Origin of the sequence: Kribbella sp. NBC_00662 (assembly GCF_041430295.1) — a bacterium.
Lineage (GTDB): Bacteria > Actinomycetota > Actinomycetes > Propionibacteriales > Kribbellaceae > Kribbella.
Genome location: NZ_CP109029.1, coordinates 4,381,893 through 4,405,373, shown reverse-complemented (window position 1 = coordinate 4,405,373; position 23,481 = coordinate 4,381,893). Strand labels below are relative to the sequence as shown.

Below are 23,481 nucleotides of genomic sequence, written 5' to 3'. Positions count from 1 at the left end.
GGTGCTAATGCGAATTACTTCACGGCGAGTACGCCGTGCGTCACGAGCTCGACGCCGATCGCCAGGGTCAGGAAGCCGATGATCCGGCTGAGGGCGCCGAGTCCGGTCGGGCCGAGCTTGTCGACCAACGGCGTACCGAACCGCAGCATGACCGCCACGAGACCGGCCAGGACCGCCGCGGCGATGATCACACTCAGCCGGTTGACGATCCCGGGGTGGCGTGCCGTCAGCGCGATCACCACTCCGATCGCGCCCGGCCCGGCGATCAAAGGCAGCGCCATCGGCGAGAACGACACGTCCGGCTTCGCCACGCCGTGCGTCTTCTCGTCGTCGGTCAGCGTCTGGCGAGCCACGATCATCCCGAACCCGGAGTGCGCGACGACCAGGCCGCCGGCGATCTGGAGCGCGGGCAGGCCGATGCCGAGCCCTTCCAGGACAAGCGTGCCGAGCAGGGCGAACACGGCCAGGATCGCAAGCACGTAGACCCCGGTCATGACCGCCTGACGCCTCATCGCGGCGCGATCCACGCCCTCTGTCATTCCCGCGAAGGCGGCCAGCGCGCCGATCGGATTCGTGATCGGCAACAATGCAGCCAACGCAGAAACTGCAACGTGTACGGGCTCCACGGGCGGGAGCGTACACCTCCCGACCGGCCAGGAAAGGGCAGCTTGCCGTGCGCCATGAAGTGACACCCGCCGATACCGCACTAGCCGTCGGCAGCGGGGACGTCGAGGTCCTCGCCACGCCGCGCCTGCTGACCTGGCTCGAGTACACGACCGCCCAACTCGCCCTGCGCCTGCTCGGCTCCGGCCAGACCTCCGTCGGTACGGCGGTCCGCATCCGCCACCGCTTGCCGACCCGGGTCGGCGACACCGTGGACATCGTTGCGGACGACCCTGTTGTGGACGGTCGCCAACTGCTGTTCCGGGTCCGGGCCACCAACTCCGCAGGTCAGCTGATCGCGGACGGTGAGCTGGAACGCGTCGTGGTGGACCGCGCGCGCTTCCTCGCCAACGTGCCCTAGGCGGGGTCGACGTACCAATCGGGTAGCTCACCCGGCTGCAGGCTGGTGGCGTCGCCGGGGCGCGAGAGCGTGAGGATCGCCTGCTGGATCTCCTTGCGGGCGTTGAGCGCGTCCTCGATCGCGTACAGCCGGGTGGCGACCTCGGATTCGGACTCGTTGCCGGTGACGTCGACCGCGGCGACCAGGAAGATCCGGTCGGCGCCGACCCACTCCATGTGCAGGAACGTGATCCGCTCGATGTCCTTGTGCTCGAGCAGCGCGCGGAGCACCCTGTTCCGCGCGAGCGGGGTCACTGCCTCGCCGGTCAGGAAGTCCATGTTCCGGCTGATCAGGAACAACGCGACCACGCCGAGCAGGATGCCGACCACGATCGACCCCACCGCGTCCCAGGCCGCGTTGCCGGTGAGCTGGTGCATCAGGATCGCGAGGGCGGCGATCAGGATGCCGATCAGCGCGGAAAGGTCCTCGACGAAAACCGCCCGTAGCACCGGGTTCGAGGTGACCCGCACGTACCGCCACGGGCGCAGCATCCGCTCGATCGCGCCGGCTTTGGTCTGCCGCATCGCCTGCGTGAACGAGATCCCCTCGAGCACGAACGAGACCCCGAGTACGGCGTACGCCCAGCCGTACGACGTACTGTCCGCCTCGCCGTGCTGCAGCGACTGGATGCCGTGCCAGACCGAGACCGCCGCGCCGACCGTGAACAGGCCGAACGCGGCGAACATCGACCAGACGTAGCCGACCCGCCCGTACCCGAGCGGATGCAGCTGGTCGGCCGGCTTCTGCGCCCGCCGCTCGCCGACCAGCAGGAAGATCTCGTTGCCGGTGTCGGCCCAGGAGTGCGCCGACTCGGCCGCCATCGACGCGGACCCGGTGATCACGGCGACCACCGTCTTCGCGACCGCGATCAGCAGATTCGCGCACAGCGCGACCAGCACTGTCAGGAGGCTTTCGCCCCCACCCGCTTCATCTTCGGAGCTGCTCACACCCCGACACTAAACTGTCTACCCGACTGCCGTTACGACCTCGAACAGGAGTGGCGCGCTCGGGAACTCGGCCCACTCCGGCCGGGTCACCACTCGGCGGAACTCGTCGGTGCCGTGGGCCGCCCGGAAGTCCGCCTCCGACTGCCAGTTGGCGACGTTGACCCACCGGTACTCGGCGTCGGACGAGACCGCTCGGTGGAGACGCAGCGAAACGAATCCAGGCTGCGCCATGAAGTACTTGCTGGTCTCGGTCCACAGGGCCTGGAACGCCTCGTCCCGCTCGGGACGCACCGCGAACCGATTCATCAACGTGACCGGCCCGTCCACCTGGTGATCCCCTGTGGGCGCGATCCGCTGCTCGGCCGAAATCCCAGTCATGTCCACTCCTCCCGTTTATTGCACTGGTGTGCAATAACTGCACTCAGGTATACTCATGCCGGAGACGGGACGTCAAGGGGAAGCGAGGAAATGGTGAGTGACACCGCACCGGAGGCGGGCCGGGTTCGCCAGCGACGCCGGACCCGCGCCGCGATCGTGAACGCCGCCGCCGAGCTGATCAGCCAGGGCCAGACGTCACCGGGCGTCAACGAGATCGCCGAGGCCGCCGACGTATCACGACGCACGATCTACCAATACTTCCCCACCCTCGACCAACTGTTGCTAGACGCAACTCTCGGCCTCCTCACCCAAACCGACGTCGACACCGCCATCGAAACCGCATCCGAGAACGCCTCCGGGACTGCATCTCGGGCCGGCTCTCGCGCCGCATCCGAGCCTGCCTCTCGGGTCGCTTCCCGTAAGGCTTCCGGTGACGCTTCCGGTGACGCTTCCGGGCACGGCGACGCTGCCGCACGGGTCGACGCGATGATCCGGGCGCTGGGCGACGCGACCGCTTCCTCCCTACCGCTAGGCCGCTCGCTGATCCGGCTGACCGTCGACGCACCCACCGACGACGCACCGCACCCGAAGCGGGGCTACCGACGGATCGCCTGGATCGAACGCGCCCTCGACCCCCTCCGCGCCGAACTGGACGACGACCTGTTCGAGCAACTCGTCTCCGGCATCGCGATGGTCGTCGGCTGGGAAGCCCTGATCGTGCTGCAAGACCTCCGCGGCCTCGATCCCGATGACCAGACCCAGATCTCCACCTGGGCCGCACAAGCGCTCATCCGATCAACCTTGGACGAGCAACGCCGCAGACCCTAAGACTTCTCGGGTCATACGGCTTGCGAGCCAGCGTGTGGTTGGACATCCCAGTGGCGAGCAGACCAAGGATCGCCACCTCGCGATCGGCACTCCAGCACGCTAAGTCTCGCGGCTACGACGAGATCGCCGACACCCTCCGAAGAGCAGGAGTCCGTCAGGCCCAGATAGCAGCCGACGAGCCGTCGGCGAAGCGCTCCGGTGGGTTCGGATACGCGCGGGCTCGCCCCTCCGCGTACCGCCCCGCGGACCACGCGGCCGCGGCCGCGTCGAGTACGTCGTCGACACCCGCAACCTCGCCCGCCAACCCGATGTCACCGACCACGCCCATCCCAACGCCCGCAAGCAACTGTCGCCGTTCCTCTCCACCGGCCCAGGTGGACTTCGGATGCGACAACGGCCGCCCGGCCATCGTCGCGAAGCACACCTCCGGATGTACCTCGATCACCGCGCAGTGTGCACCCGGCGCCCACCTGTCGACCTCAAGGATCCGCTTGGCCAACGCGAACGCCTGCTGACTCACGCCCTTCCCCGTGGCCTCGACGTTCAACGCCGTCGCCTCGGCATGCGTCGCCGCCTCCAGCGCTGCCCGCACTGGGGTCGCGAACACCGACGACGCCCGTCTCCCCACCACCCGCCGCGCGAGCACATCGGCCTCGCGCGCCCTGCTCACCGGGAGTCCGATCGGAATGTCGATCCCCACCACCGTCAACGGCCCGTCGACCTCAGCCCGTTCGACCAGTTCGCCGATCGTCACCGCGAAGTACGCCCGCAGATCCCCCGCGATGCCGATCCACCCCTTCTTGCAGGCGTCGACCCCGAGCACCCGCCTAGTCACGGATCAGACAGCGCGACGGGAGCTCGAACCAACGGAGGTGATCGAAGTCGGTATTCACCTGGCCGTCCGGGTCGCTCACCTGCTGACAGGTCGACAGCAGCTCGCGAGCCTCGGCGAGATAGTCGTCGAGAGCCGACTCGGGCGCGGTGTGGTCGTGGCGGGGATACCTGAGCTCGCCGTCGGCGTCGTACCCGACCTGCGACAACCGCATCGGCGGCTCGACCGGACCGCGATGATGCCGCCACAAACCGTTGGCCGGATCGAAGCGGTAGTCACCGAGCAGTCGCCAGCCGTCGCGCGCGACGAGCTTGACCGCCTCGACGATGTACGTGAACACGGCCTCGGAGATGAAGTAATTGAAGTTGACCCGCACCCAGCCGGGCTTGATCCCCTCACATCCGTGCAGGATCTCCTCTTCGAACAGGTGCGAGCGGTCGATGTCGATCCCGAGCAGCGTGTGACCGTACGGTCCGGCGCAGGAGCACCCGCCGCGCGACTGGATGCCGAACAGGTCGTTGAGCAGCGCGACCACGAAGTTGTGGTGCAGGTAACGCCCGGAGGGCGCCTTGACCACGAACGAGACGATTGACAGCCGCTCGGAGTCGAGGTTGCCGAGGATCTGCAGGTCCGGCTCGGCCCTCCACGCTTCGACCGCTCGCCGCAGATAGGCGTCCTCGTGCGCACGGATCACGTCGATCCCGACCGCCTGCTTCAGCTGGAACGCGAGGCCTGCCCGGATCGACCCGATGATCGCCGGCGTCCCGCCCTCCTCACGGTGCACCGGATCGTCGAGGTACCGATGCTCGAGCGGATTCACGTAGGCCACGGTCCCGCCACCGGGCACGTCCGGCACCCGATTGCGGAGCAGCTCGCGTCGAGCGACCAGTACGCCGGGAGTGCCCGGCCCGCCGATCAGCTTGTGCGGGCTGAGGAAGATCGCGTCCTTGTACGACAACGGGTCCTGGTCACGCCCGCCGTACATATCGATCTCGACGTACGGCGCTGCCGCGGCGCAGTCCCAGAACGACAAGGCGCCGTACCGGTGCAGGAGCGCCGAGACCCGCTGCGTGTTGCTGACGATGCCGGTGACGTTGCTGGCCGCGGAGAACGATCCGATCTTCACCGGCCGATCGACGTACTCCTGGAGTCTCGACTCCAGCTGGTCGATGTCGATGTGGCCGTCCGTGTCCTGGCTGATCACGACCACGTCGGCGATCGACTCGCGCCAGGGGAGCTCGTTCGAGTGGTGCTCGTACGGCCCGATGAAGACGACCGGCCGTTGATCCGGCGGTATCTGATCGGTCAGGTGGTACGTGTCGTCGAGCTCGGCCGGGATCCGCAGCCCCATGATCCCGATGAGCTTGTCGATCGCCCCGGTCGCGCCGGACCCACAGAAGATCAGCGCGGTCTCGTCGTCGCCGCCGACGCTGTTGTGGATGATCCGGCGCGCGTCCTCGCGCAGGCGGGTGGTCTGCAGACCGGTGCCGCTCGACTCGGTGTGCGTGTTCGCGTACCGAGGCAGGACCTCGTCGCGGATGAAGTCCTCGAGGAAGGTCAGTGCGCGCCCGGACGCGGTGTAATCGGCGTACGTCACCCGCCGCGGACCGTACGGCCCGGGCATCACCTGGTCGTCGCCGATCACCGACGCGCGGATCCGCCGCAGCAGCGGCGTGTCCGGCGGCATCTCCCCCTGGCTACTCATGCCTCAGAGTAAGGCGCTGAAGTGACGTTCGTCTCGTACCGTCGCCGGGGTCTGTGGATAAGGTCGGTCGCAGTCGACGGCGAGGAGTTGGGATGACGTTTTCCGGCGAGCTGTGGGACCGCGGTGCCGCCTCCGTGTACGACGAGATAGTCCGGCACCCGTTCATCACCGGCCTGACCGACGGGACGCTCGATCACGACGCGTTCCGGTACTTCATCATCCAGGACAGCCACTACCTGCGTGCCTATTCGCGGGCGCTCAGCCTGGTCGCAGGGCGCGCTCCGGATGACGACGCCGTCAGCATGTTCGCGCTGCACGCCGCCAACGCGATCGCGGTCGAGCGGGAGCTGCACACGTCCCTGCTGGAGTCACTGGGGATCAGCGCAGCAGACGTCGACGCGGCCGGGTCGGGTCCGACCACAACGGCGTACATGTCCTATCTGACGGCTGTCTGCGCCACCGGCACGTACGCCGAGGCCGTGGCCGCTGTGCTGCCCTGCTACTGGATCTACCGCGACGTCGGGCGGGAGCTGCTCAAGCGGTCCTCACCGGACCCGCTGTACCGGAAGTGGATCGAGACGTACGGCTCGGAGGAGTTCGACGCGGTCGTCGAGCAGGTGCTCGCCGTCACGGACGGACTGGACGTGGGAGCCACGGAGCGGGAACGTTGTCATCAGCACTTCGCGATGACGTGCCGCTACGAATGGATGTTCTGGGACGCCGCTTATCACGAGCTCGATTGGCCGGTGGGATGAAGGACTTCTACGACGTCGTCATAGTCGGCGGTGGGCACAACGGCCTCGTCGCCGCCACGTACCTGGCCCAGTCCGGCCTGTCCACACTGATCCTGGAGCAGCAGGCGCACACCGGCGGCGCAGCGGTCAGCGAGCGTGTGTTCCCGGGGGTGGACGCTCGCCTCTCCCGGTACTCGTACCTGGTCAGCCTGCTGCCCGACAAGGTCGTCGCCGACCTGGGCCTCGGACTGGACCTCCGCTCGCGCGCAGTCGCGTCGTACACACCCGTACGCCGTTCTGGCCGCGATGCCGGCCTCATGGTCGAGCGACCGGAGGGTGCGGTCACGCGCGAGTCGTTCCGGGCGCTGACGGGCAGCGATGCGGAGTACGAAGCCTGGGCGGACTTCTATGGCTCAGTCAGTTCACTGGCCGAGGCTGTCGCGCCCACTCTGCTCGAGCCGCTCCAGACCGCCGCCGAGGTACGCGCTCGTGTCGACAGTGCACTCTGGGAGGAGCTGGTGGAGCGCCCGCTCGGCGAGTCCATCGAACGGCGCTTCGCCGACGACACAGTCCGCGGAGTCGTTGCGACGGACGGCGTGATCGGTACGTTCGCCGGACTGCACGACAAGTCGCTGATCCAGAACCGGTGCTTCCTCTACCACCTCATCGGCAACGGCACAGGTGAGTGGCGGGTGCCGGTCGGCGGCATGGGCGCGGTCACCGATGCACTGGCCGCGGCAGCCCGGCGCGCAGGCGCCGCACTCGTCACCAACTCGTCAGTGACCTCTGTCGAGGTGGACGGCGTGCGCGGCTCTGTCACCTGGCTCGGCGGCGACGGTGAGCGGTCCGTGGACTGCTCCTGGGTGCTGTCGAACGTCGCACCCTCGACACTGGCTGCGCTGCGTGGCCAGACCGGCGTGGAGAAGCCGGAGGGGTCGCAGCTGAAGATCAACCTCTTGCTGCGTCGTCTGCCGGCGCTGAAGTCCGGTGACGACCCGGCGCGGGCGTTCGCCGGTACGTTCCACATCGACGAGGACTACAGCCAGCTGGAGTCGGCGTACCAGTCTGCTCTGAGCGGTGAGCTGCCCGCCGTGCCGCCGTCCGAGGTGTACTGCCACTCGCTCACCGATCCGACCATCCTGTCCCCCGAGCTGGTTGCCTCCGGCCACCAGACGCTGACGGTCTTCGGAGTCCACTTCCCCGCCCGATTGTTTGCCTCCGACAACGATGCCGTCCGCACCGAGGCCACCCGCCGGGTGCTGGCCGGCCTCGAGTCGTACCTCGCCGAACCGCTCGAGGACTGCATCGCCCGCGACGTCGACGGCAACCTCTGCATCGAGGCCAAAACGCCGTACGACATCGAGGCATCGGTCGGCATGCCCGGCGGCCACATCTTCCACGGCGACCTCCAATGGCCCTGGGTCACCGACCCCTCCGAAGCCGGCCGCTGGGGCACCGAAACCGACGCGGCCAACCTCCTGATCTGCGGCTCCGGCGCCCGCCGCGGCGGCGCCGTCTCCGGCCTAGGAGGCCACAACGCCGCCATGACCATCCTCACCCGCTAACCGATTTCGCTTCTCCCCCACAGCCCTGCTACGATCCTCTTCGTTCGAAAGCAAGAAATGCGCCGCTAGCTCAATTGGCAGAGCAGCTGACTCTTAATCAGCGGGTTCGGGGTTCGAGTCCCTGGCGGCGCACAAAAGCCCTGGTCACGAAGGTGACCAGGGCTTTCGCTTATGTGGAGCCCATGGTTTATCCCATGGTTTTGTGTCCTACCGCACACTCACCCGTAGCTTCCTGTCGCGTCAGCCGCGTCACCGTGCCCGAGTCGGTCGGCGACGTCGGGTGACCGGTTGAGGGCTGTCTCCAGGGCGGCGGCCGCATCCGGGTTCTTCGCTCGCCGCGCCATGTAGACGTCCTGGGTCAGCGATGGCCGGGCGTGCCCGAGCTGGTCCGCGATCTGCCGAGCGCTCTGTCCGGCGTCGTCCAGGATGGTCGCCGTGGTCTTGCGGAACGAGTGCGACGTGATCCACGCGAGCGCGTCAGCCTGGCTCCCCTCAGCGGCCTCAGTCGCAAGGTCCAGCAGCTCGGCGCGGTCGCCGCCACGAACCCGATACAGGTCGAGCACCTTCTCGGCGTCGCCCACCTCCAGCCGTACCCGAGCTGTCTCGACCAGGCTCACCCGAGACTGCGGCCAGCCGAGCTTGGCTGCCGTGTCCGCCTGCGACAGCCCGGCCGCCCGGCGAGCCTTCCGTAGCCGGTTGCCGAGGTCTCGGCACGTCTCGCTGCCGATCGGTGATCGTGCCTCCCGCAGGGCGCGTCGTACGTTCGTCGGATCGCGGTAGTCGCCGTCACGGTTGGCGAAGATCGGCTGATCCAACCGCCCGCCGTCCATCAGGCGTCGCCGGAGCATCGCAAGGCCCCATGCCGGCACTTTCAGAACCCGCTCCCCCGCGCGCGACTTCGTCTTGATGCGCATCAGACCTTCTCCCTTCACGCGGATCTGGTGCGTGATCTCTACCTCGCTAGCGGCGAAGTTGACCTGATGCCCGAGCACCCCGAGCGCCTCGCCGATCCGTACGCCGGTCGCGAGCATGAACGTCGACAGATCAGGCAGGTCGGCCGCAACTGCTGCTCGGTCGGCTCGCAATTGCTCGAACCAGGCGTCCCGCTCCTCGTCGGTGAGCGCCCGCGCTCCACCGCGGCGGCCTGAGGAATGCACCCACGCCGCCGCACATCCGACCGATCCACACTCATCAACTCGCATCCTTGACCGCCATTTCGCAGCACCTCACGGAGCAGTGACGGAGCAGGGCACACCTGACCGACTAGAGGGTGGGTGTTCGACCTGCAGTGGATCGCCGCCAAGGACCCACCTGAGAGCCCGTCTGACGAGCGCGGTCATCTGCCAAGTTCCCCGACGTCCAGGCCGCCCTCGCGGCCCAGGTCGGCACCGACTGTGTGCCCCCGCTCCAGATGTCTCCGGTGACCGCCGACCCCGGCGAGGCCAGGGAGTGGCTGCAGGCGTTCAAGTCCAGCGGCGTGGACGGCCTGGTCGTGAAGGGCGCCTCGACCAGGTATCAACCCGGCCGGCGAGACTGGGTGAAGGTCAATTCTCTCGGGGTCGCGGTGTTCGACGAGCTCACCCGTGGGACATGCGACCAGGTCAGCAACGGATCGCGGAGAGCTTGATTGTGAGCGACACCTGTCGGACACGCTGCGGACGACAATTGCTGTCACGCCGCGAGGGTCACCTTTGCGTCGTCGCGACGGCGGCGAGTACGAGTGTCGGTGACCGCGGCAGGGGCTCACGGATGTGCCAGAGCTGGACCACCGCGATAGACCGCGTCGCGCGTCCGTGACGCATGCCGCTCCAGCTACCGCACCAGCCGAGATCCGGTTGATTTGTCGCTGTGCAGAAGCCATCGGGGCGTGGCTTCAGTCATCCGTGCGGCGTGAGGTGCCCCTCGGGCCGCTGTTCATCCTCTGAGGGGGAGGCGAGGCGGGGGTGGATCGACGAGTCTCGGTGGCATAGCCCGGTGGAGCGATGCTGCGCCCCGGGGAAGGCTGTGGGTTCGAGGGAGTGGATCATGGGCGAGCCGTTCAGCGGCGTGATCAACATCGACATCCGGGACTCGGTGCCGGACTGGTCGCCTTTCGAGCCGCCGAAGGCACCCGAGGGCGCGGCGAGCGTGGTGTACATCGTGCTCGACGATGTGGGGTTCTCGGCCATGAGTTGCTACGGCGGTCCCGTCGAGACGCCAAACATCGAACGGATCGCCGGCGCCGGGGTGCGGTACACCCAGTGGCACACGACCGCGCTGTGCTCGCCGACCCGCGCTTGCCTGCTGACCGGCCGCAACCACACCCGTAACGGCATGGCGTGCATCACCGAGTGCGCCAGCGGGTTCCCCAACGCCAACGGGGTGATCCCGCCTGAGAACGGCCAGATCCAGGAGATCCTCGGAGCCCAGGGCTGGAACACGTACATGGTCGGCAAGTGGCACCTGTGCCCGGAGGCCGAGATGAACCTGGCCTCCTCGCGGCGCAACTGGCCGGCGGGCCGGGGCTTCGATCGTTTCTACGGCTTCCTGGGAGCCGAGACCAATCAGTGGTATCCGGACCTGGTCTACGACAACCACCCCGTCGACCCGCCGCGCTCGCCCGCGGAGGGGTATCACCTGAGCGTGGACCTCACCGACAAAGCGCTGGACTTCATCAAGGACGCCAAGGTGATGGCGCCGGACAAGCCGTTCTTCCTCTACTACGCCCCGGGTGCCTGCCACGCACCGCACCACGCGCCCAAGCAGTGGAGCGATCGCTTCAAGGGACGCTTCGACATGGGCTACGAGGTCCTGCGCGAGCAGACCCTTGCCCGTCAGAAGGCAATGGGGCTTGTCCCGGAGAACACCGAGCTGCCGCCGCTGAATCCGATCGGGACGCCCGAGACCCGCACCGGCCCCAACGGTGGGGCGTTCCCGGCGCTGGACTACACGCGACCGTGGGACTCGCTGTCGGGGGCGGAGCAGCGGCTGTTCAGCCGCATGGCTGAGGTGTACGCCGGCTTCCTGGCGCACATCGACGACCAGATCGGCCGGCTGCTGGACTACCTCGAGGAGACCGGCCAGCGCGAGAACACGATGATCCTCGTAGTGTCCGACAACGGCGCCAGCGGCGAGGGTGGCCCCAACGGGTCGGTCAACGAGAACAAGGTGGCCAACGGGATCCCGGACGACATCCAGGAGAACCTGGCGAAGATCGACGAGCTCGGCAGCCCGGCGACCTACAACCATTACCCGAACGGCTGGGCGATGGCGTTCAACTCGCCGTTCAAGATGTGGAAGCGCTACGAGTTCGAGGGCGGCTCGGCGGACCCGTGCATCATCTCCTGGCCGCGGGGTATCGAGGCCAAGGGCGAGCTCCGCGAGCAGTACCACCACGCGGTCGACATCGTCCCCACGATCCTTGACGTGCTCGGTGTCGAGCCGCCCGAGACCATCGGCGGCCACCAGCAGAGCCACTTCGACGGCATCAGCATGCGGTACAGCTTCGACGCCGCACCGCTGCCCAGCGCACGCCAGACCCAGTTCTACTCGATGCTCGGCTCGCGCAGCATCTGGCACCAAGGCTGGAAGGCCGTCACGACCCACCCCACGCTCAGTGGCTGGAGTAGCTTCGCCGAGGACACGTGGGAGCTCTACCACACCGACGTCGATCGCTCCGAGGTGCACGACCTCGCCGCCGAAGAGCCCGCACGCTTACAGGAGATGATCAACCTCTGGTACGCCGAGGCCGGCGCCAACGCCGCTTTCCCGCTCGACGACCGCTCCGCCCTGGAGCTCCTCACGACGCCGCGACCGGTTCTCTCACTGCCGCGCAACCGCTACATCTACTACCCGGGCGTCGCCGAGGTGCCAGAGTCCCAGGCGGTCAACATCCGCAACCGCTCCTACGCGGTCGCCGCGGTCGTCGACCTCCCCGCGCCCGGAACCCAGGGCGTACTGTTCGCACACGGCTCGCGTTTCGGCGGCCACGCTCTCTACGTCAAGGACAACCGGTTGCACTACGTCTACAGCTTCGTGGGCAGCATGGAACAGAAGATCGTCGCCGACCAGGAACTGCCGACGGGCGAGGACCTGATCCTGTCCGCCGCCTTCGAAAAGAGCGGCGAGGACCCGCCCGGCGTCGCGACCGGAACGCTGTCGCTCTTCCACGGCGACGTCAAGGTCGGCCAGGGCCGGATCAAGACCCAGCCGGGCAAATTCTCAATCGCCGGCGACGGCCTGTGCGTCGGCCGCGACAGCAGCGACCCGGTGACTCAGGACTACCCCGGCGAAGCGCCGTGGTCGTTCACCGGCGGGACGATCAAGCGCGTGGCCGTCGACGTCAGCGGCGACCCCTACGTCGACCTGGAGCGCGAGGCCGTCGCAATGATGTCGCGGGAGTAGCGCGACGCGGCGGCCGCGACGGTGCGTACGACGTACAGCATCGCTCACCAGGCTGCGCAGGCGCCATGAAACTCGCCGTCCGCTACGGCGCCAGCACCACGAACCCCGCCCGCGAAGTCGACGCCATCGAAGCCAAATCCAAGAACCCATCCAGAGCGCTCACGCCCGAAGAAGTCACTCTCCTGAACAGGAGCCTGGCCGCCCGGCCACCCGGCGAAGGTCTGATCCGCAAGACCAGACACCGGCGCGGCCAGACCGGCGGATGTCGGCTTTGCGAACATCGACGAATCCCTCGTCACCTGGAGGGGCGACGGCGGAGACCAGACGGGTCACTGTCGACCATCGGGAAGTACTACGACCCCCTGGAGCTCAGGCGCCTCGTCGTACTCGGCGAAGCAGGATCCGGGAAGACGGTTGTGCCCTCGACGAGACCATTGGCCAGGGCCTCGTCTCCAACCCGGTCCGCAAGGCTGGTCACGGGAAACCGACCATTGCTGAATGTGCGTCCCCTTCGCCGCTTCTACACCCTGGCCTGCGAGTGTGCAGCGCTTGACAGCACTGACGATCGCGGTGGGGTGGTTTCCTCGGTGCTCCGCCCATGTCGGTGGCGATGTCGGCAACGGGCGGCAACCTTTTCGGTTCCGGCGGCAACTGCGCTGTGGAACGTCGACTGGATCTACCGAACGGATGGACATGAGGACAACGAAGCACGGCGCGGCCGAGCCGCTGCGCAAGCACCGGCGGGCCTTCGGCATTCCGCTGGCACTGCCGGCCGTCGGCGTTGTGGTCTGCCTGGCCGCCGCGCTCCTCATCGGGGGCAGCACTGATACCCGGCGTACCGCCGATGAGTCCGTTACGGCTGCCCCGGCGAGCGTCCCGGCCGATTCCGGCTCACCGACCGCGGCGGCCGACGCCACGATGGCACCGACGCAGCCGCTGGTCACGAGCCCCTCGCCATCTCTTCGCGGTACCCCAACGCCGTCGGCCGCCGGCAGGCCGCCCGTCGCTTCTCGCAGCCGCCGCGCGCCTTCGAACAGCCCGCGCACACCTTCCAACAGCCCGCGCACGCCTGCCAACACTCCGCGCACGGAATCCGCGGTGTCCACAGGGTCTTTGGCTGGACGGATCAAGCCCGCCATCCGTTACCAGGGCGTCGCGACCGCCTATGAGGCGGGTGACGGGAATGGTGCCTGCCTCTACGGCCCGTCCAGCGACCTCATGATCGCGGCGATGAACCACACCGACTATGAGTCGGCCAAGGCATGCGGAGCGTACGTGCTGGTCCGCGCCGCCAACGGGGCCTCCATCACGGTGCGGATTGTCAACGAGTGCCCGTTGCCCTGCGCACCCGGCCAGCTCGACCTCAGCCAACAGGCGTTCGCCAAACTCGCCAACCTCTCCGTCGGCCGGCTCCCGATCACCTGGACGCTGCTGAGCCCCGCCGCGTCCGGGACCATCTCGATCCGGTACAAGACCGGCTCCAGTCAGTACTGGTGTGGCATCCAGGTGATCGGCCACCGTAACCCGGTCGCCGCGCTCGAGGTCCGGACGGCCAACGGCTGGCGAAAGCTGCACCGCACCGACTACAACTACTTCCTCGCCGCCGACGGCAACGGATGCGGCAAGGCGATGAGGGTCAGCGACATCTACGGTGAGCGGCTGACCATCGACGGGATCGCCCTCAAACCTGATGTCGCGCAGTCGACCCGGGTCCAGTTCGCCCGGCATTGATCGCACCGCGCGCCCACCGTCAGGTTTCCCCCTCGACGAACGATCGCTATCGGCCGCGGGGGCACTGTTACGCTCGGGGCCGATTGTTAACGTGCACATCGCAAGGAGAGGGCAACCGCGGGAGAATGCTCGTCGACGACGCGTCCGCGGAGTTCCACGACTTCTTCGAACGCCACTACGCCGAACTGGCCCGTCTCGCCTACCTCCTGACCGGCGAGACCGACGCGGCCGACGACCTCGCCGCCGATGCTCTGGTCGCCCTTTGGCAGCGCTGGGACCGGCTGCGAGCAGCGCAACACCCAGTCGCTTACGCCCGCGGCGTGGTGGCCAATCTGGCCCGGGAACGGATCCGGAGCACGGTCCGCGAGCGACGGCGAGTAGCGCTGTTCTGGTCCCGCAGCACGGAGAAGGTGGACGGGCCGGACGTTGCGGTCGTGCTGGACGTCCGGGCGGCGCTGATCCGGCTGCCGTTCCGCAAGCGGGCCTGCGTGATCCTGCGCCACGCCTTCGACCTGTCGGAGAAGGACACCGCCGCTGCCCTGGGCATCTCGGTCGGTACGGTGAAAAGCCAGACTTCGAAAGGAATGGCCGAGCTGGAATCGTTGCTCGGCGCGGAAGCGGTCGGCGAACTGGCGGCAGGAAGGAGGAACCGGTGAACGACGAGATCAGCCGACGGCTGCGAGAGGCCGCCGAGGCCCACGAGCCCAACCGCGCACGGATCCTCGCGCGCGTTGAGCGCGGCGCGGCCGGCCCCACTGTCCGGCACCGCACACGCTCGATCGTGAGGTCCTGGCCCCACGCGGCGATCGTCGCTGTCGTCGCCGCCGCTACCCTGGCGACCGGTGGTCTCGCGGTCGCCGCGATCGGCGGAGTTCCGTCGCGGCCGCGCCCCGCACCCACGCACACGATCCCGGCCCCGATCGTCAAGTCCACTCCGACGCCTTCGGCACGGACCACCGCTCCGACCCCGGCCACCACCACGGCCACCACCACGGCCACCACCACGGCCACTGCCACGGGCAGCGCGCACCCGACTCCGCCGGCCATCAGCCGGGTCGAGGACGGGCCGTTGTGGTCCGAAGGCTCGCTCGACGTGCACAGCACCATCTACTGGGCCCAGAGCAACCTGACCCTCAAGACCGGCAAGCCACTCACCTCACTTACCGTGGAACTGCGCATCGCCCAGACCGGCGGTGTGCGGACCACCGGCAACTGGCAGACCCTGCCGAGCGACGACTTCACCGTCACTGTTCAGGAGTCCGGCGGTGCGCTGCTCTACCGCTGGGCCCTCAAGCCGGGCCGCACCGTGCCGGCCGGACAGCACGAGTTCGCCGGCCAGTACAACCACACCACCGGCGTCCGCAAGGTCAAGCGCGACAGCTACCACGTCCACGCCCAGAGTTCAGGCCGTTCCGTCGCAGTCTGGGGAGGGTTCGCCTCGCCCCGGTGAGGACGGTCCCGCACGTTCATCGCCGGCAGCAACGCTGCAGGCGAACAGGTTGTGCTCCTATCGGGCGACCGGCAGCGAAAAGATCCCGGCCCGCGGCAACCCTTTGCAGTGCCTGTGACCACTAGGGGGCGGATCAGGCCGCTCCGTTGCCTGGATCCGTCTTCCTCCGGTGAATGACATGCAAGGAGTACCCCCATGGACAACCCCACGCACCGCGGGCGTTACCGCGGCCGCTGGATCGCCACCGGTCTGCTGGTCGGCGTGCCCGCCATCGTCGTGCCGTGCCTCCTGTTCACGCAGCAGGACTCGCAGGCCGCGACGATCGACGGCAACGCCTACTATCAGCTGGTTTCCGTGCGCAGTGGCAAGGTGCTCGACGTCAACGGCTTCTCCACCGCCGACGGCGCCCGCATCCAGCAGTGGACCGACCAGCACACCGACAACCAGCAGTGGAAGCTGAGGTCCGCCGGGAACGGCTACTACGAGCTGGTGAACCGCAACAGCGGCAAAGTGCTCGGCATAGCGGGCAGTTCGACCGCCAGCGCGGCGGCCACCGAGCAGCAGACCGACAGCTCCTCTACCGCCCAGGAGTGGACGATCGGCGAGGTGGGCAGTTCCGACACCTTCACCTTCACCAATCGCAAGAGCGGCCAGCTTCTGGACGTCTTCGGAAACTCCACCGCCGAGGGCGCGGCAGTCATCCAGTTTCCCGCTACGGGCGGCCCCAACCAGCAGTGGAAGCTGGTGAAGTTGGCCCAGCCCCAGACCCCCGGGTCCGGAGCGTACGCATGGAAGAACGCCCAGGTGGTGGGTGGCGGGTACGTCACCGGTCTGGTGTTCAACCCGCGCGAGAAGGGCCTGTTGTACGCGCGCACGGACATGGGCGGCGCCTACCGCTGGGACACCGCGGCCGAGCAGTGGATCCCGCTGACCGACTGGGCCGGCGAGACGGACTGGAACCTGCTGGGCATCGATTCGGTAGCCACCGACCCCGTGGACCCCGACCGGCTCTACCTGGGGGCGGGGACGTACACCAACGACTGGGCGGGCAACGGCGCGATCCTGCGCTCCACCGACCGGGGCCGAACCTTCCAGCGCACCAATCTGCCGTTCAAACTGGGCAGCAACGAACCCGGCCGCGGGGCGGGCGAGCGGCTCGTGATCGACCCCTCGAACCACGGCACCCTGCTGCTGGGCACCCGCAAGAACGGCCTGTGGCGCAGCACCGACTACGGCGTGACATGGAGTCAGGTCTCCTCGTTCCCCGTCAAGGACGGGGCGAGCAGCGGCGCGGGCATCTCCTTCGTGACGTACGGCCCGGCCGGCAGCAACACCGTCTACGTCGGCGTCAACGACAACGACACCTCCCTGTACCGCTCCACCGACGGCGGCAACAGCTGGCAGGCCGTCTCCGGGCGGCCAACCGGGCAGATGCCGCAGCACGGAGTGGTCTCCGATGACGGTTCGCTGTACCTGACGTACAGCAATGACATCGGCCCCAACGACGCGACGGCGGGCTCGGTCTGGAAGTACGCGCCGTCCGGCGGCGCGTGGAAGAACATCTCCCCATCCCAGGGCAGTTACGGGTTCTCCGGTCTGGCCGTCGACCCGCAGAAGCCGTCCACGGTGATGGTCACCACCCTCGACCGCTGGTGGCCCCAGGACGAGCTCTACCGGACCACCGACGGCGGTACGACCTGGAAGGCACTGGCCGACAAGTCGGTGCGCGACGCCTCCGGCGCCCCGTACATCGGTACCGGCATCGGGCACTGGATGACCGCCCTGGCCATCGATCCTTTCGACTCCGGGCACGTGCTGTACGGCCTCGGCAACGGTATCTGGCGCAGCAAGGACGCGAACGCCTCCGACAGCGGCGGTACCAGCCACTGGACCGCCGGGGCCCGGGGGCTGGAGGAGACCTCGCTGGCGGACGCGATCGCCCCTCCCGGCGGCGCCGCCGTCATCACCTCCATGGGTGACCAAGGCGGTTTCCGCCACGACTCCCTGACCGAGGTGCCCGCCGGACGGCTGAAGAACCCGTTGATGAGCAGCAGCACCGACATCGATTTCGCCCAGTCCGCCCCCGCGATGATGGTCCGCGTCGGCACTGGCGGCGCGCAGGACGGCGCTTACTCCACCGACGGCGGCAGCAGTTGGAACGGCTTCACGGCAGAGCCGGTGGGCAGCGCGAACAGCGGCCACGTCGCGCTCGCGGCGGGCGGCTCCACCATCGTCTGGACCGAGGTCGGCCAGGCCCCGTACCGCTCGACCGATAAGGGAGCGAGCTGGTCGAAGGTCAGCGGCCTGGGCACCGACGCCGTGGTCGTCGCCGACCGCTCCTCAGCCAATACCTTCTACTCACTCACGGGCGGCACGCTCTACGCCAGCACCGACGGCGGCGCGACCTTCACCGCCCGCGCGGGCAATCTGCCTGCCGGCCGGCTCACGGCCGTCCCCGGCATCGCAGAAGACCTGTGGATCTCCGGCGGCGGCAAGGGGCTGCTGCACTCGACCGACGGGGGCCGCAGCTTCGCCGCGCTCACCTCGGTGCAGTCCGCCTCCGCCCTCGGCTTCGGCAAGGCCGCGCCGGGCGCCAACTACCAGGCCCTGTACCTGATCGGCAGTATCGACAACGTCACCGGAGTCTTCCGCTCCACCGACAAGGGCGCCACCTGGGTCCGCATCAACGACGACGCCCACCAGTGGGGCAGCATCGCTGGAGTCGGCGTGATCACCGGTGACCCCGACACCTACGGGCGCGTCTACATCGGCACCAACGGACGCGGTCTGCAGTACGGCGACCCGTCCTGACCCACAACCAGTTGAGCTCCGGGTCGGCCTGCCAGCAGGCTGACCCGGAGCTCAACTGGCCGGACATCAAGCCTGTCCAAAGGCTTGCCGAATCCATCGAAGCTGCGCCGCCCTGCTGACTAGGGTGGACGCCGGATTCGAGGAGGATCACACAATGAGACGCCTGATCGGGGGCTTGGCTGTGCTCGCCACTCTGCTGCTACATGCGGCGCCGGCGGTCGCGGCCGGGAGCGGCGACATCACGCTCGACATCCTGGCGAACCGGAACGTCACGCTGACCGGTGACGCGGTGGTGAACGTGCCCGACGGAACCACGACGTACGACGGGGTGATCCGCGGGGAAGGAATGCTGCGAATCGCGGGCAGCGGCACCTTGATCCTCACCAGGGACAGCGACTTCTCGTTGCCCAAGGCAAGGAAACGGCAGGCGGTCCGGATCCTCGGCGGCAACCACCCGTACGTCGTGGTCACGCGCCCCGATCCGCCGGCGATCGTCGTCGACAAGGGCGCGACTCTGCAGTACGGCACCGGCGGCGGCACCGGACTGATCGGCAGATTCCCGTACGGCACGCCCGGCTACCAGCTCAACCAGGACAACATCGAGGTGAACGGCACCCTGCGGTTGTCGCTCACCCGGTCCTTCAACCTCGGCACGATCAGCGGCTCCGGGCTGATCAGCCAACCGCGGTTCCTCTGGGGCACCCTTGATCTGGCGGGCACCAATCCCTTCTCCGGCGTGATCGACAACGGTACCCAGGCGTCCGCCGGCAAGCCGGAGACCACTGTCGCGCTGCCGAACGCCCGGGCCATCCTCAACCAAGGCACCTGGACCATCGACACCCCGCTTCACCAGACCGTCACCATCCGGCAGAACTTCTACCAACGCGAGTACGGCAGCGACATCAACGTCCAGTCCCGCCCCGGCAGCAAAGTGATCCTGACCGGCCAGTACAGCTACTCGGACCGTGGTGGCGACACCAACCCGTCACTGAGCAACCCGGCGATCAACTGGCGGAAGATCCCGCACGACCTGAACAAGCGCGGCACCAACATCAAGGGGGCCGACGTCCAGTGGGGTGACGGCAGCACGAGCAGGATCTTCATGCCGGGCACCGCGGACACCGTCTACATCAATCTGTTGGCCGCGCGGTTCCGCTCCAAACTCACCTTCGCCTACAACGGCCCGGTCACGCTCGGCGCCCCGATCGGCGGCGGTGTGTTTCACGACACGCTGAAGTCGCCTGGCGCCGGTGACGTCGTCATCAAGGCGGTCCGTGGCAACGACGTGACGTTTGCCGCCGACCAGTTCTACGACGGCTCGACGACGATCGAGGAGGGTGCAACCCTTCGCCTCGGAAGTGGACGGCCCGGAGGTGACGGCAGCCTGTTGACGAAGGCCGCGTTGTCCCGGGTCGTCAACGAGGGTTCGCTGGTGGTTCGCAACGCCGACAAGGCGATCACGCTGTCGAAGATCAGCGGCACCGGTTCACTGACCCAGGCCGGCGCAGCGACGACTCGCCTCTCCGGGGCGCTGACCTACACCGGCACCACCACGATCTCGCGCGGAGTCCTGGCGCTCACCGGCGGCAGCCTGACGTCCAGCAGCGCCGTGACGCTCACCAGGTCTGGCGCCAAGCTGGATCTGACCAAGGCCGGCAATCAGACACTCCGCAACCTCAGCCAGGCCTCCGGCACCACAGTCCTGTACGGCGATCGCGCCACGCTCACCTTGAGCCGTCAGTCCAAGCTCTCCGGCACCTTCCAGGGCGGCCGGCTCGTCAACGTGGGTACCACCGGCGGGACGTTCACCGTCAAGGGCGATTTCGAGCAGACTCCCGCCGGTCGACTGTCCACGCGAGCAGACGGTACGCCGGTCCGCGTGTTCGGCAGGGTATCGCTGGCCGGAAAGCTCGAGCTCACTCCGCCGGCCAACCTCACCAAGGAGACCCTGCTGATCGCCAACGACGGGGCCGACCCGATCGCCGGCGCGTTCACCAACCTCCCCGAAGGCGCCCGGGTGGCGGGGTACCAGATCACCTACAAGGGCGGCGACGGCAACGACGTCACGCTGAAACCCGTCAAGGCGAAGGCAACCCTCGACCAGCCCACCGCACACAACACGCCCCCGGCAACCATCACGACTGCGGCCAACGGCTCCTCCCTCCGCCTCCCGGCCACTCTCGCGGCCGCAGCCGTCGCGCTCCTCGCCTTCATCTTGATCGTCGTCCGCCTCCGACCTCGTACCTCTCAAGGACAATCCGATGATGCTCGCCCGCGTCCCGGAGGACATCGGCGAGGACACGGAACCGGCGCGTGAGCTCCGCGCGCTCCGCAGGCTCCGGCATGGGCGCCTAATCAACCTTGACTAGAGGTTTCTTCCTCGTGTACTTTGGCCAAGTAGTCAAACTGGACTAGTCTCTGCCAATCCGTCGCAACACGGGAGAAGGAATCGAACCCATGGGAAAGCTCGCGATCGAGACGAGAGGGTTGAGCGGAGGTGGGCGCATGTCGGCGACGAAGCTCCTGGTACTCGGTATCGTGCACCTCTCCGGCGGCGCGCATGGCTACCAGGTGCGGTCCGAACTGCAGAGCTGGGGTGCGGAGAGTTGGGCCAAGATCAAGCCCGGCTCGATTTATCACGCGCTGAAGAAGGCGGCGGCTGATGGCCTCCTCACCGAACACGCCGAGCCGGGCAACTCCGGGCCGGAGCGCGTTCTGTACCGCGCGACAGCTCGGGGACGTGACGAGATGGTCCAGCTGGTCCGCGACGGTCTGCGGCGCACCCACGACGCGGACATGCTCAACGCGTCCATCGCCATGTTGCCCATGCTGACCAGGACAGATGCCATCGCGCAGGTTAACGAGCGGGTCGCGCGACTGGAAGCGGAGCTCGTAGTGCAGGCCGAGTGGCGGGAGCACCCCAATCGGGACACCCCCGAGCACGTCCGCGATCAGGCCGAACTGTGGGCGGGACAGGCACGCACCGAACTGGAGTGGGCGAAGAGCCTGAGCAAACGACTGTCTGAGGGCGCCTACACCATGGCCGATGATCCGGGTTCGTGGCGAACGGTCCCCGATCACCTCAAGATGCGCGCCTAATCAACTTGACTAGACGTTTCGTCCTTGTCTGCTCTGGCCAAGTAGTCAAACTTGACTAGCTCACCAATCCGTTCGCAACGCCGAGAGAAGGAATCGAACCCATGGGAAAGCTCGCGATCGAGACGAGAGGGTTGAAGAAGAGCTTCGGCACGACCCACGCGGTCGCCGGTGTGGACCTGGCCGTGAGCGCCGGGGGCGTGTACGGCGTGCTCGGTCCGAACGGGGCGGGCAAGACCACCACGATCCGCATGCTGGCCACGCTCCTGCGCCCCGACGCCGGAGAGGCGCAAGTGCTCGGCTACGACGTCGTGCGTGACGCCCGGGCGGTGCGGAGCAGGGTGGGCCTTACCGGGCAGTTCGCGTCGGTCGACGAAGACCTCACCGGGGTGGAGAACCTGTTGCTGCTCGCCAGGCTGCTCGGCTACTCACGCCGCCGAGGCAGGGAGCGGGCGGCCGACCTGCTCGACGCGTTCGGTCTTGCCGAGGCGGCCGACCGGCAGGTGAAGAAGTACTCCGGCGGGATGCGCCGGCGTATCGACATCGCGGCGAGCCTGGTCGTCACCCCCGAACTGATCTTCCTCGACGAGCCCACGACCGGGCTCGACCCGCGCAGCAGGAACCAGGTCTGGGAGATCGTCAGGGGCATGGTCGCCGAGGGCGCCACCGTGCTGCTGACCACGCAGTACCTCGACGAGGCCGACCAGTTGGCCGACCGGATAGCGGTGATCGACCACGGGAAGGTGATCGCCGAGGGCTCGAGCGGTGAGCTCAAGGCATCGGTCGGCGCCGGCTCGCTGCACGTACGGCTACGTGCGCCCGAGCAGCGGGCCGAGGCCGAACGGGTCCTCGCCGGCGTCCTCGAGGTGGCGGCTGAGCCGTCCGCCGACCCGGCCGCGCTGTCCGCGCGGATCTCCGACCCCGAGCGGGTCGCCCGTTCCCTGGCCGAGCTGTCCCGCAGCGGCATCGACGTCACCGAGTTCGCGCTCGGTCAGCCGAGCCTGGACGAGGTGTTCCTCACCCTGACCGGACACGCCGCCGAGGAGACACCCGAGGAGGATGCCGCATGACCGCCACGTCCGCGGAGCAGGGGTCGGCGCCGGTCACTGAGGACGCGCTGCGCAGCGTGCTGTTGGCCGGTGAGCGGCCGTCTCGCCCCGGCCCGGTGCGCACCTCGTTGACATTCGGCTGGCGCGCTCTGCTGAAGATCAAACACGTCCCGGAGCAGCTCGTCGACGTGACCATGTTCCCGATCATGTTCACACTGATGTTCACCTACCTGTTCGGTGGCGCGCTCGCCGGGTCGACTCAGGAGTACCTGCAGTTCCTGCTGCCCGGGATCCTGGTGCAGGCGAACGTCATGATCACCATGAACACCGGCATAACGCTGAACACCGACATCCAGAAGGGGGTGTTCGACAGGTTCAGGTCACTTCCGGTGTGGCGACCGTCGCCGCTGGTCGGCGCCCTGCTCGGCGATGTGATGCGCTACTCGATCGGGTCGGCGATCGTGATCACGCTCGGCCTGGTCCTAGGGTTCCGGCCGGAGGGTGGCGCCGTCGGCGTGGTGCTCTCGGTGGTGCTGCTGCTGGTGTTCTCGTTCTGCCTGTCGTGGCTGTGGACGATGCTCAGCCTGATCCTGCGCACGCCGAACTCGGTGGCGGGGGTCAGCATGATGGTGATGTTCCCGCTGACGTTCGTGAGCAACATCTTCGTGGACCCGAAGACGATGCCCGGGTGGATGCAGGCGGTCGTCGAGGTCAACCCGATCACCCACCTGGCGACCGTGGTACGCGGCCTGATGGACGGCTCGGTGCCTGCCGGGGAAATCGGCTGGGTGCTCGTCTCGTCCGTACTTCTCGTCGCGGTCTTCGGTCCCATCACCATGGTCCTCTACCGCAACAAGAAGTAGATGCCGCTACCGCGAGCACTTGGTCGAAATCAACTCCGACAACCCG

At 67.8% G+C, this 23,481-nt stretch carries 21 protein-coding genes and 1 tRNA gene; 15 read left to right on the top strand and 7 right to left on the bottom strand.

From position 1 onward, the window contains the following. Positions 1-14: 14 nt before the first annotated feature. Positions 15-626, bottom strand: coding sequence for a MarC family protein (locus OHA10_RS22160; RefSeq protein ID WP_371400671.1), 612 nt, complete (start codon positions 624-626; stop codon positions 15-17). A 47-nt stretch (positions 627-673) separates the two neighbouring features. Between OHA10_RS22160 and OHA10_RS22155 the strand changes: the two genes are divergently transcribed. Continuing rightward, positions 674-1,024, top strand: a complete 351-nt coding sequence (locus OHA10_RS22155) for a thioesterase family protein (protein WP_371400670.1) — start codon at positions 674-676, stop codon at positions 1,022-1,024. On the opposite strand, the gene OHA10_RS22150 is transcribed toward OHA10_RS22155, so the two are convergent. After that, positions 1,021-2,010, bottom strand: a complete 990-nt coding sequence (locus OHA10_RS22150; RefSeq protein WP_371400669.1) for a cation diffusion facilitator family transporter — start codon at positions 2,008-2,010, stop codon at positions 1,021-1,023. The genes OHA10_RS22155 and OHA10_RS22150 overlap by 4 nt on opposite strands. 18 nt (positions 2,011-2,028) lie before the next feature. Next, complete coding sequence (locus OHA10_RS22145) at positions 2,029-2,388, bottom strand: antibiotic biosynthesis monooxygenase (protein WP_371400668.1); 360 nt, start codon at positions 2,386-2,388, stop codon at positions 2,029-2,031. Between the two features lie 90 nt (positions 2,389-2,478). Here OHA10_RS22145 and OHA10_RS22140 point away from each other — a divergent pair, with 90 nt between their 5' ends. Further along, on the top strand, positions 2,479-3,216 hold the full coding sequence (locus tag OHA10_RS22140) for a helix-turn-helix domain-containing protein (protein WP_371400667.1): 738 nt from the start codon (positions 2,479-2,481) through the stop codon (positions 3,214-3,216). Between the two features lie 154 nt (positions 3,217-3,370). Here the strand turns inward: OHA10_RS22140 and OHA10_RS22135 are convergent, their stop codons facing one another. Beyond that, positions 3,371-4,051: a DUF429 domain-containing protein gene (locus OHA10_RS22135; protein ID WP_371400666.1), complete on the bottom strand. Its 681-nt coding sequence runs from the start codon at positions 4,049-4,051 to the stop codon at positions 3,371-3,373. Continuing rightward, positions 4,044-5,753, bottom strand: a complete 1,710-nt coding sequence (locus tag OHA10_RS22130; RefSeq protein ID WP_371400665.1) for an aminotransferase class V-fold PLP-dependent enzyme — start codon at positions 5,751-5,753, stop codon at positions 4,044-4,046. Before OHA10_RS22130 ends, OHA10_RS22135 begins: the two co-directional genes overlap by 8 nt. A gap of 92 nt (positions 5,754-5,845) precedes the next feature. Here OHA10_RS22130 and tenA point away from each other — a divergent pair, with 92 nt between their 5' ends. From tenA to OHA10_RS22115, 3 genes are all read left to right on the top strand, one after another. Further along, complete coding sequence (gene tenA, locus OHA10_RS22125; RefSeq protein WP_371400664.1) at positions 5,846-6,508, top strand: thiaminase II; 663 nt, start codon at positions 5,846-5,848, stop codon at positions 6,506-6,508. Beyond that, positions 6,505-8,052, top strand: a complete 1,548-nt coding sequence (locus tag OHA10_RS22120) for a phytoene desaturase family protein (RefSeq protein WP_371400663.1) — start codon at positions 6,505-6,507, stop codon at positions 8,050-8,052. The genes tenA and OHA10_RS22120 overlap by 4 nt, the downstream gene beginning before the upstream one ends. 59 nt (positions 8,053-8,111) lie before the next feature. Further along, positions 8,112-8,184 (top strand) — tRNA-Lys (locus OHA10_RS22115). Positions 8,185-8,270: 86 nt separating this feature from the next. On the opposite strand, the gene OHA10_RS22110 is transcribed toward OHA10_RS22115, so the two are convergent. Continuing rightward, entirely contained in the window at positions 8,271-9,254 is a 984-nt protein-coding gene (locus OHA10_RS22110) for a helix-turn-helix domain-containing protein (protein WP_371400662.1), read from the bottom strand. A gap of 218 nt (positions 9,255-9,472) precedes the next feature. Here OHA10_RS22110 and OHA10_RS22105 point away from each other — a divergent pair, with 218 nt between their 5' ends. Both OHA10_RS22105 and OHA10_RS22100 read left to right on the top strand, forming a co-directional pair. After that, the gene (locus OHA10_RS22105; RefSeq protein WP_371400661.1) at positions 9,473-9,679 is read left to right on the top strand and encodes a hypothetical protein; all 207 of its coding nucleotides are present in this window, start codon (positions 9,473-9,475) and stop codon (positions 9,677-9,679) included. A 398-nt stretch (positions 9,680-10,077) separates the two neighbouring features. Continuing rightward, entirely contained in the window at positions 10,078-12,435 is a 2,358-nt protein-coding gene (locus tag OHA10_RS22100; RefSeq protein WP_371400660.1) for an arylsulfatase, read from the top strand. Positions 12,436-12,479: 44 nt separating this feature from the next. Here the strand turns inward: OHA10_RS22100 and OHA10_RS22095 are convergent, their stop codons facing one another. Next, positions 12,480-12,716 carry a hypothetical protein gene (locus tag OHA10_RS22095; protein ID WP_371400659.1) on the bottom strand — a complete coding sequence of 79 codons (237 nt, stop codon included), beginning with the start codon at positions 12,714-12,716 and terminating at the stop codon, positions 12,480-12,482. Positions 12,717-13,128: 412 nt separating this feature from the next. Between OHA10_RS22095 and OHA10_RS22090 the strand changes: the two genes are divergently transcribed. From OHA10_RS22090 to OHA10_RS22055, 8 genes are all read left to right on the top strand, one after another. Further along, entirely contained in the window at positions 13,129-14,166 is a 1,038-nt protein-coding gene (locus OHA10_RS22090; RefSeq protein WP_371400658.1) for an expansin EXLX1 family cellulose-binding protein, read from the top strand. A gap of 125 nt (positions 14,167-14,291) precedes the next feature. Continuing rightward, a complete protein-coding gene (locus OHA10_RS22085) occupies positions 14,292-14,822 on the top strand; it encodes a SigE family RNA polymerase sigma factor (protein ID WP_371400657.1) in 531 nt (176 codons plus the stop codon). Further along, positions 14,819-15,616, top strand: a complete 798-nt coding sequence (locus OHA10_RS22080) for a hypothetical protein (RefSeq protein ID WP_371400656.1) — start codon at positions 14,819-14,821, stop codon at positions 15,614-15,616. The genes OHA10_RS22085 and OHA10_RS22080 overlap by 4 nt, the downstream gene beginning before the upstream one ends. A gap of 195 nt (positions 15,617-15,811) precedes the next feature. Further along, complete coding sequence (locus OHA10_RS22075; protein ID WP_371400655.1) at positions 15,812-18,427, top strand: RICIN domain-containing protein; 2,616 nt, start codon at positions 15,812-15,814, stop codon at positions 18,425-18,427. Positions 18,428-18,581: 154 nt separating this feature from the next. Further along, the gene (locus OHA10_RS22070) at positions 18,582-20,744 is read left to right on the top strand and encodes a hypothetical protein (protein ID WP_371400654.1); all 2,163 of its coding nucleotides are present in this window, start codon (positions 18,582-18,584) and stop codon (positions 20,742-20,744) included. 188 nt (positions 20,745-20,932) lie between these two features. Continuing rightward, positions 20,933-21,526: a PadR family transcriptional regulator gene (locus tag OHA10_RS22065; protein ID WP_371400653.1), complete on the top strand. Its 594-nt coding sequence runs from the start codon at positions 20,933-20,935 to the stop codon at positions 21,524-21,526. Between the two features lie 101 nt (positions 21,527-21,627). After that, positions 21,628-22,593 carry an ATP-binding cassette domain-containing protein gene (locus OHA10_RS22060; protein ID WP_371400652.1) on the top strand — a complete coding sequence of 322 codons (966 nt, stop codon included), beginning with the start codon at positions 21,628-21,630 and terminating at the stop codon, positions 22,591-22,593. After that, positions 22,590-23,435, top strand: coding sequence for an ABC transporter permease (locus OHA10_RS22055; protein ID WP_137255056.1), 846 nt, complete (start codon positions 22,590-22,592; stop codon positions 23,433-23,435). The genes OHA10_RS22060 and OHA10_RS22055 overlap by 4 nt, the downstream gene beginning before the upstream one ends. Positions 23,436-23,481: the final 46 nt, after the last annotated feature.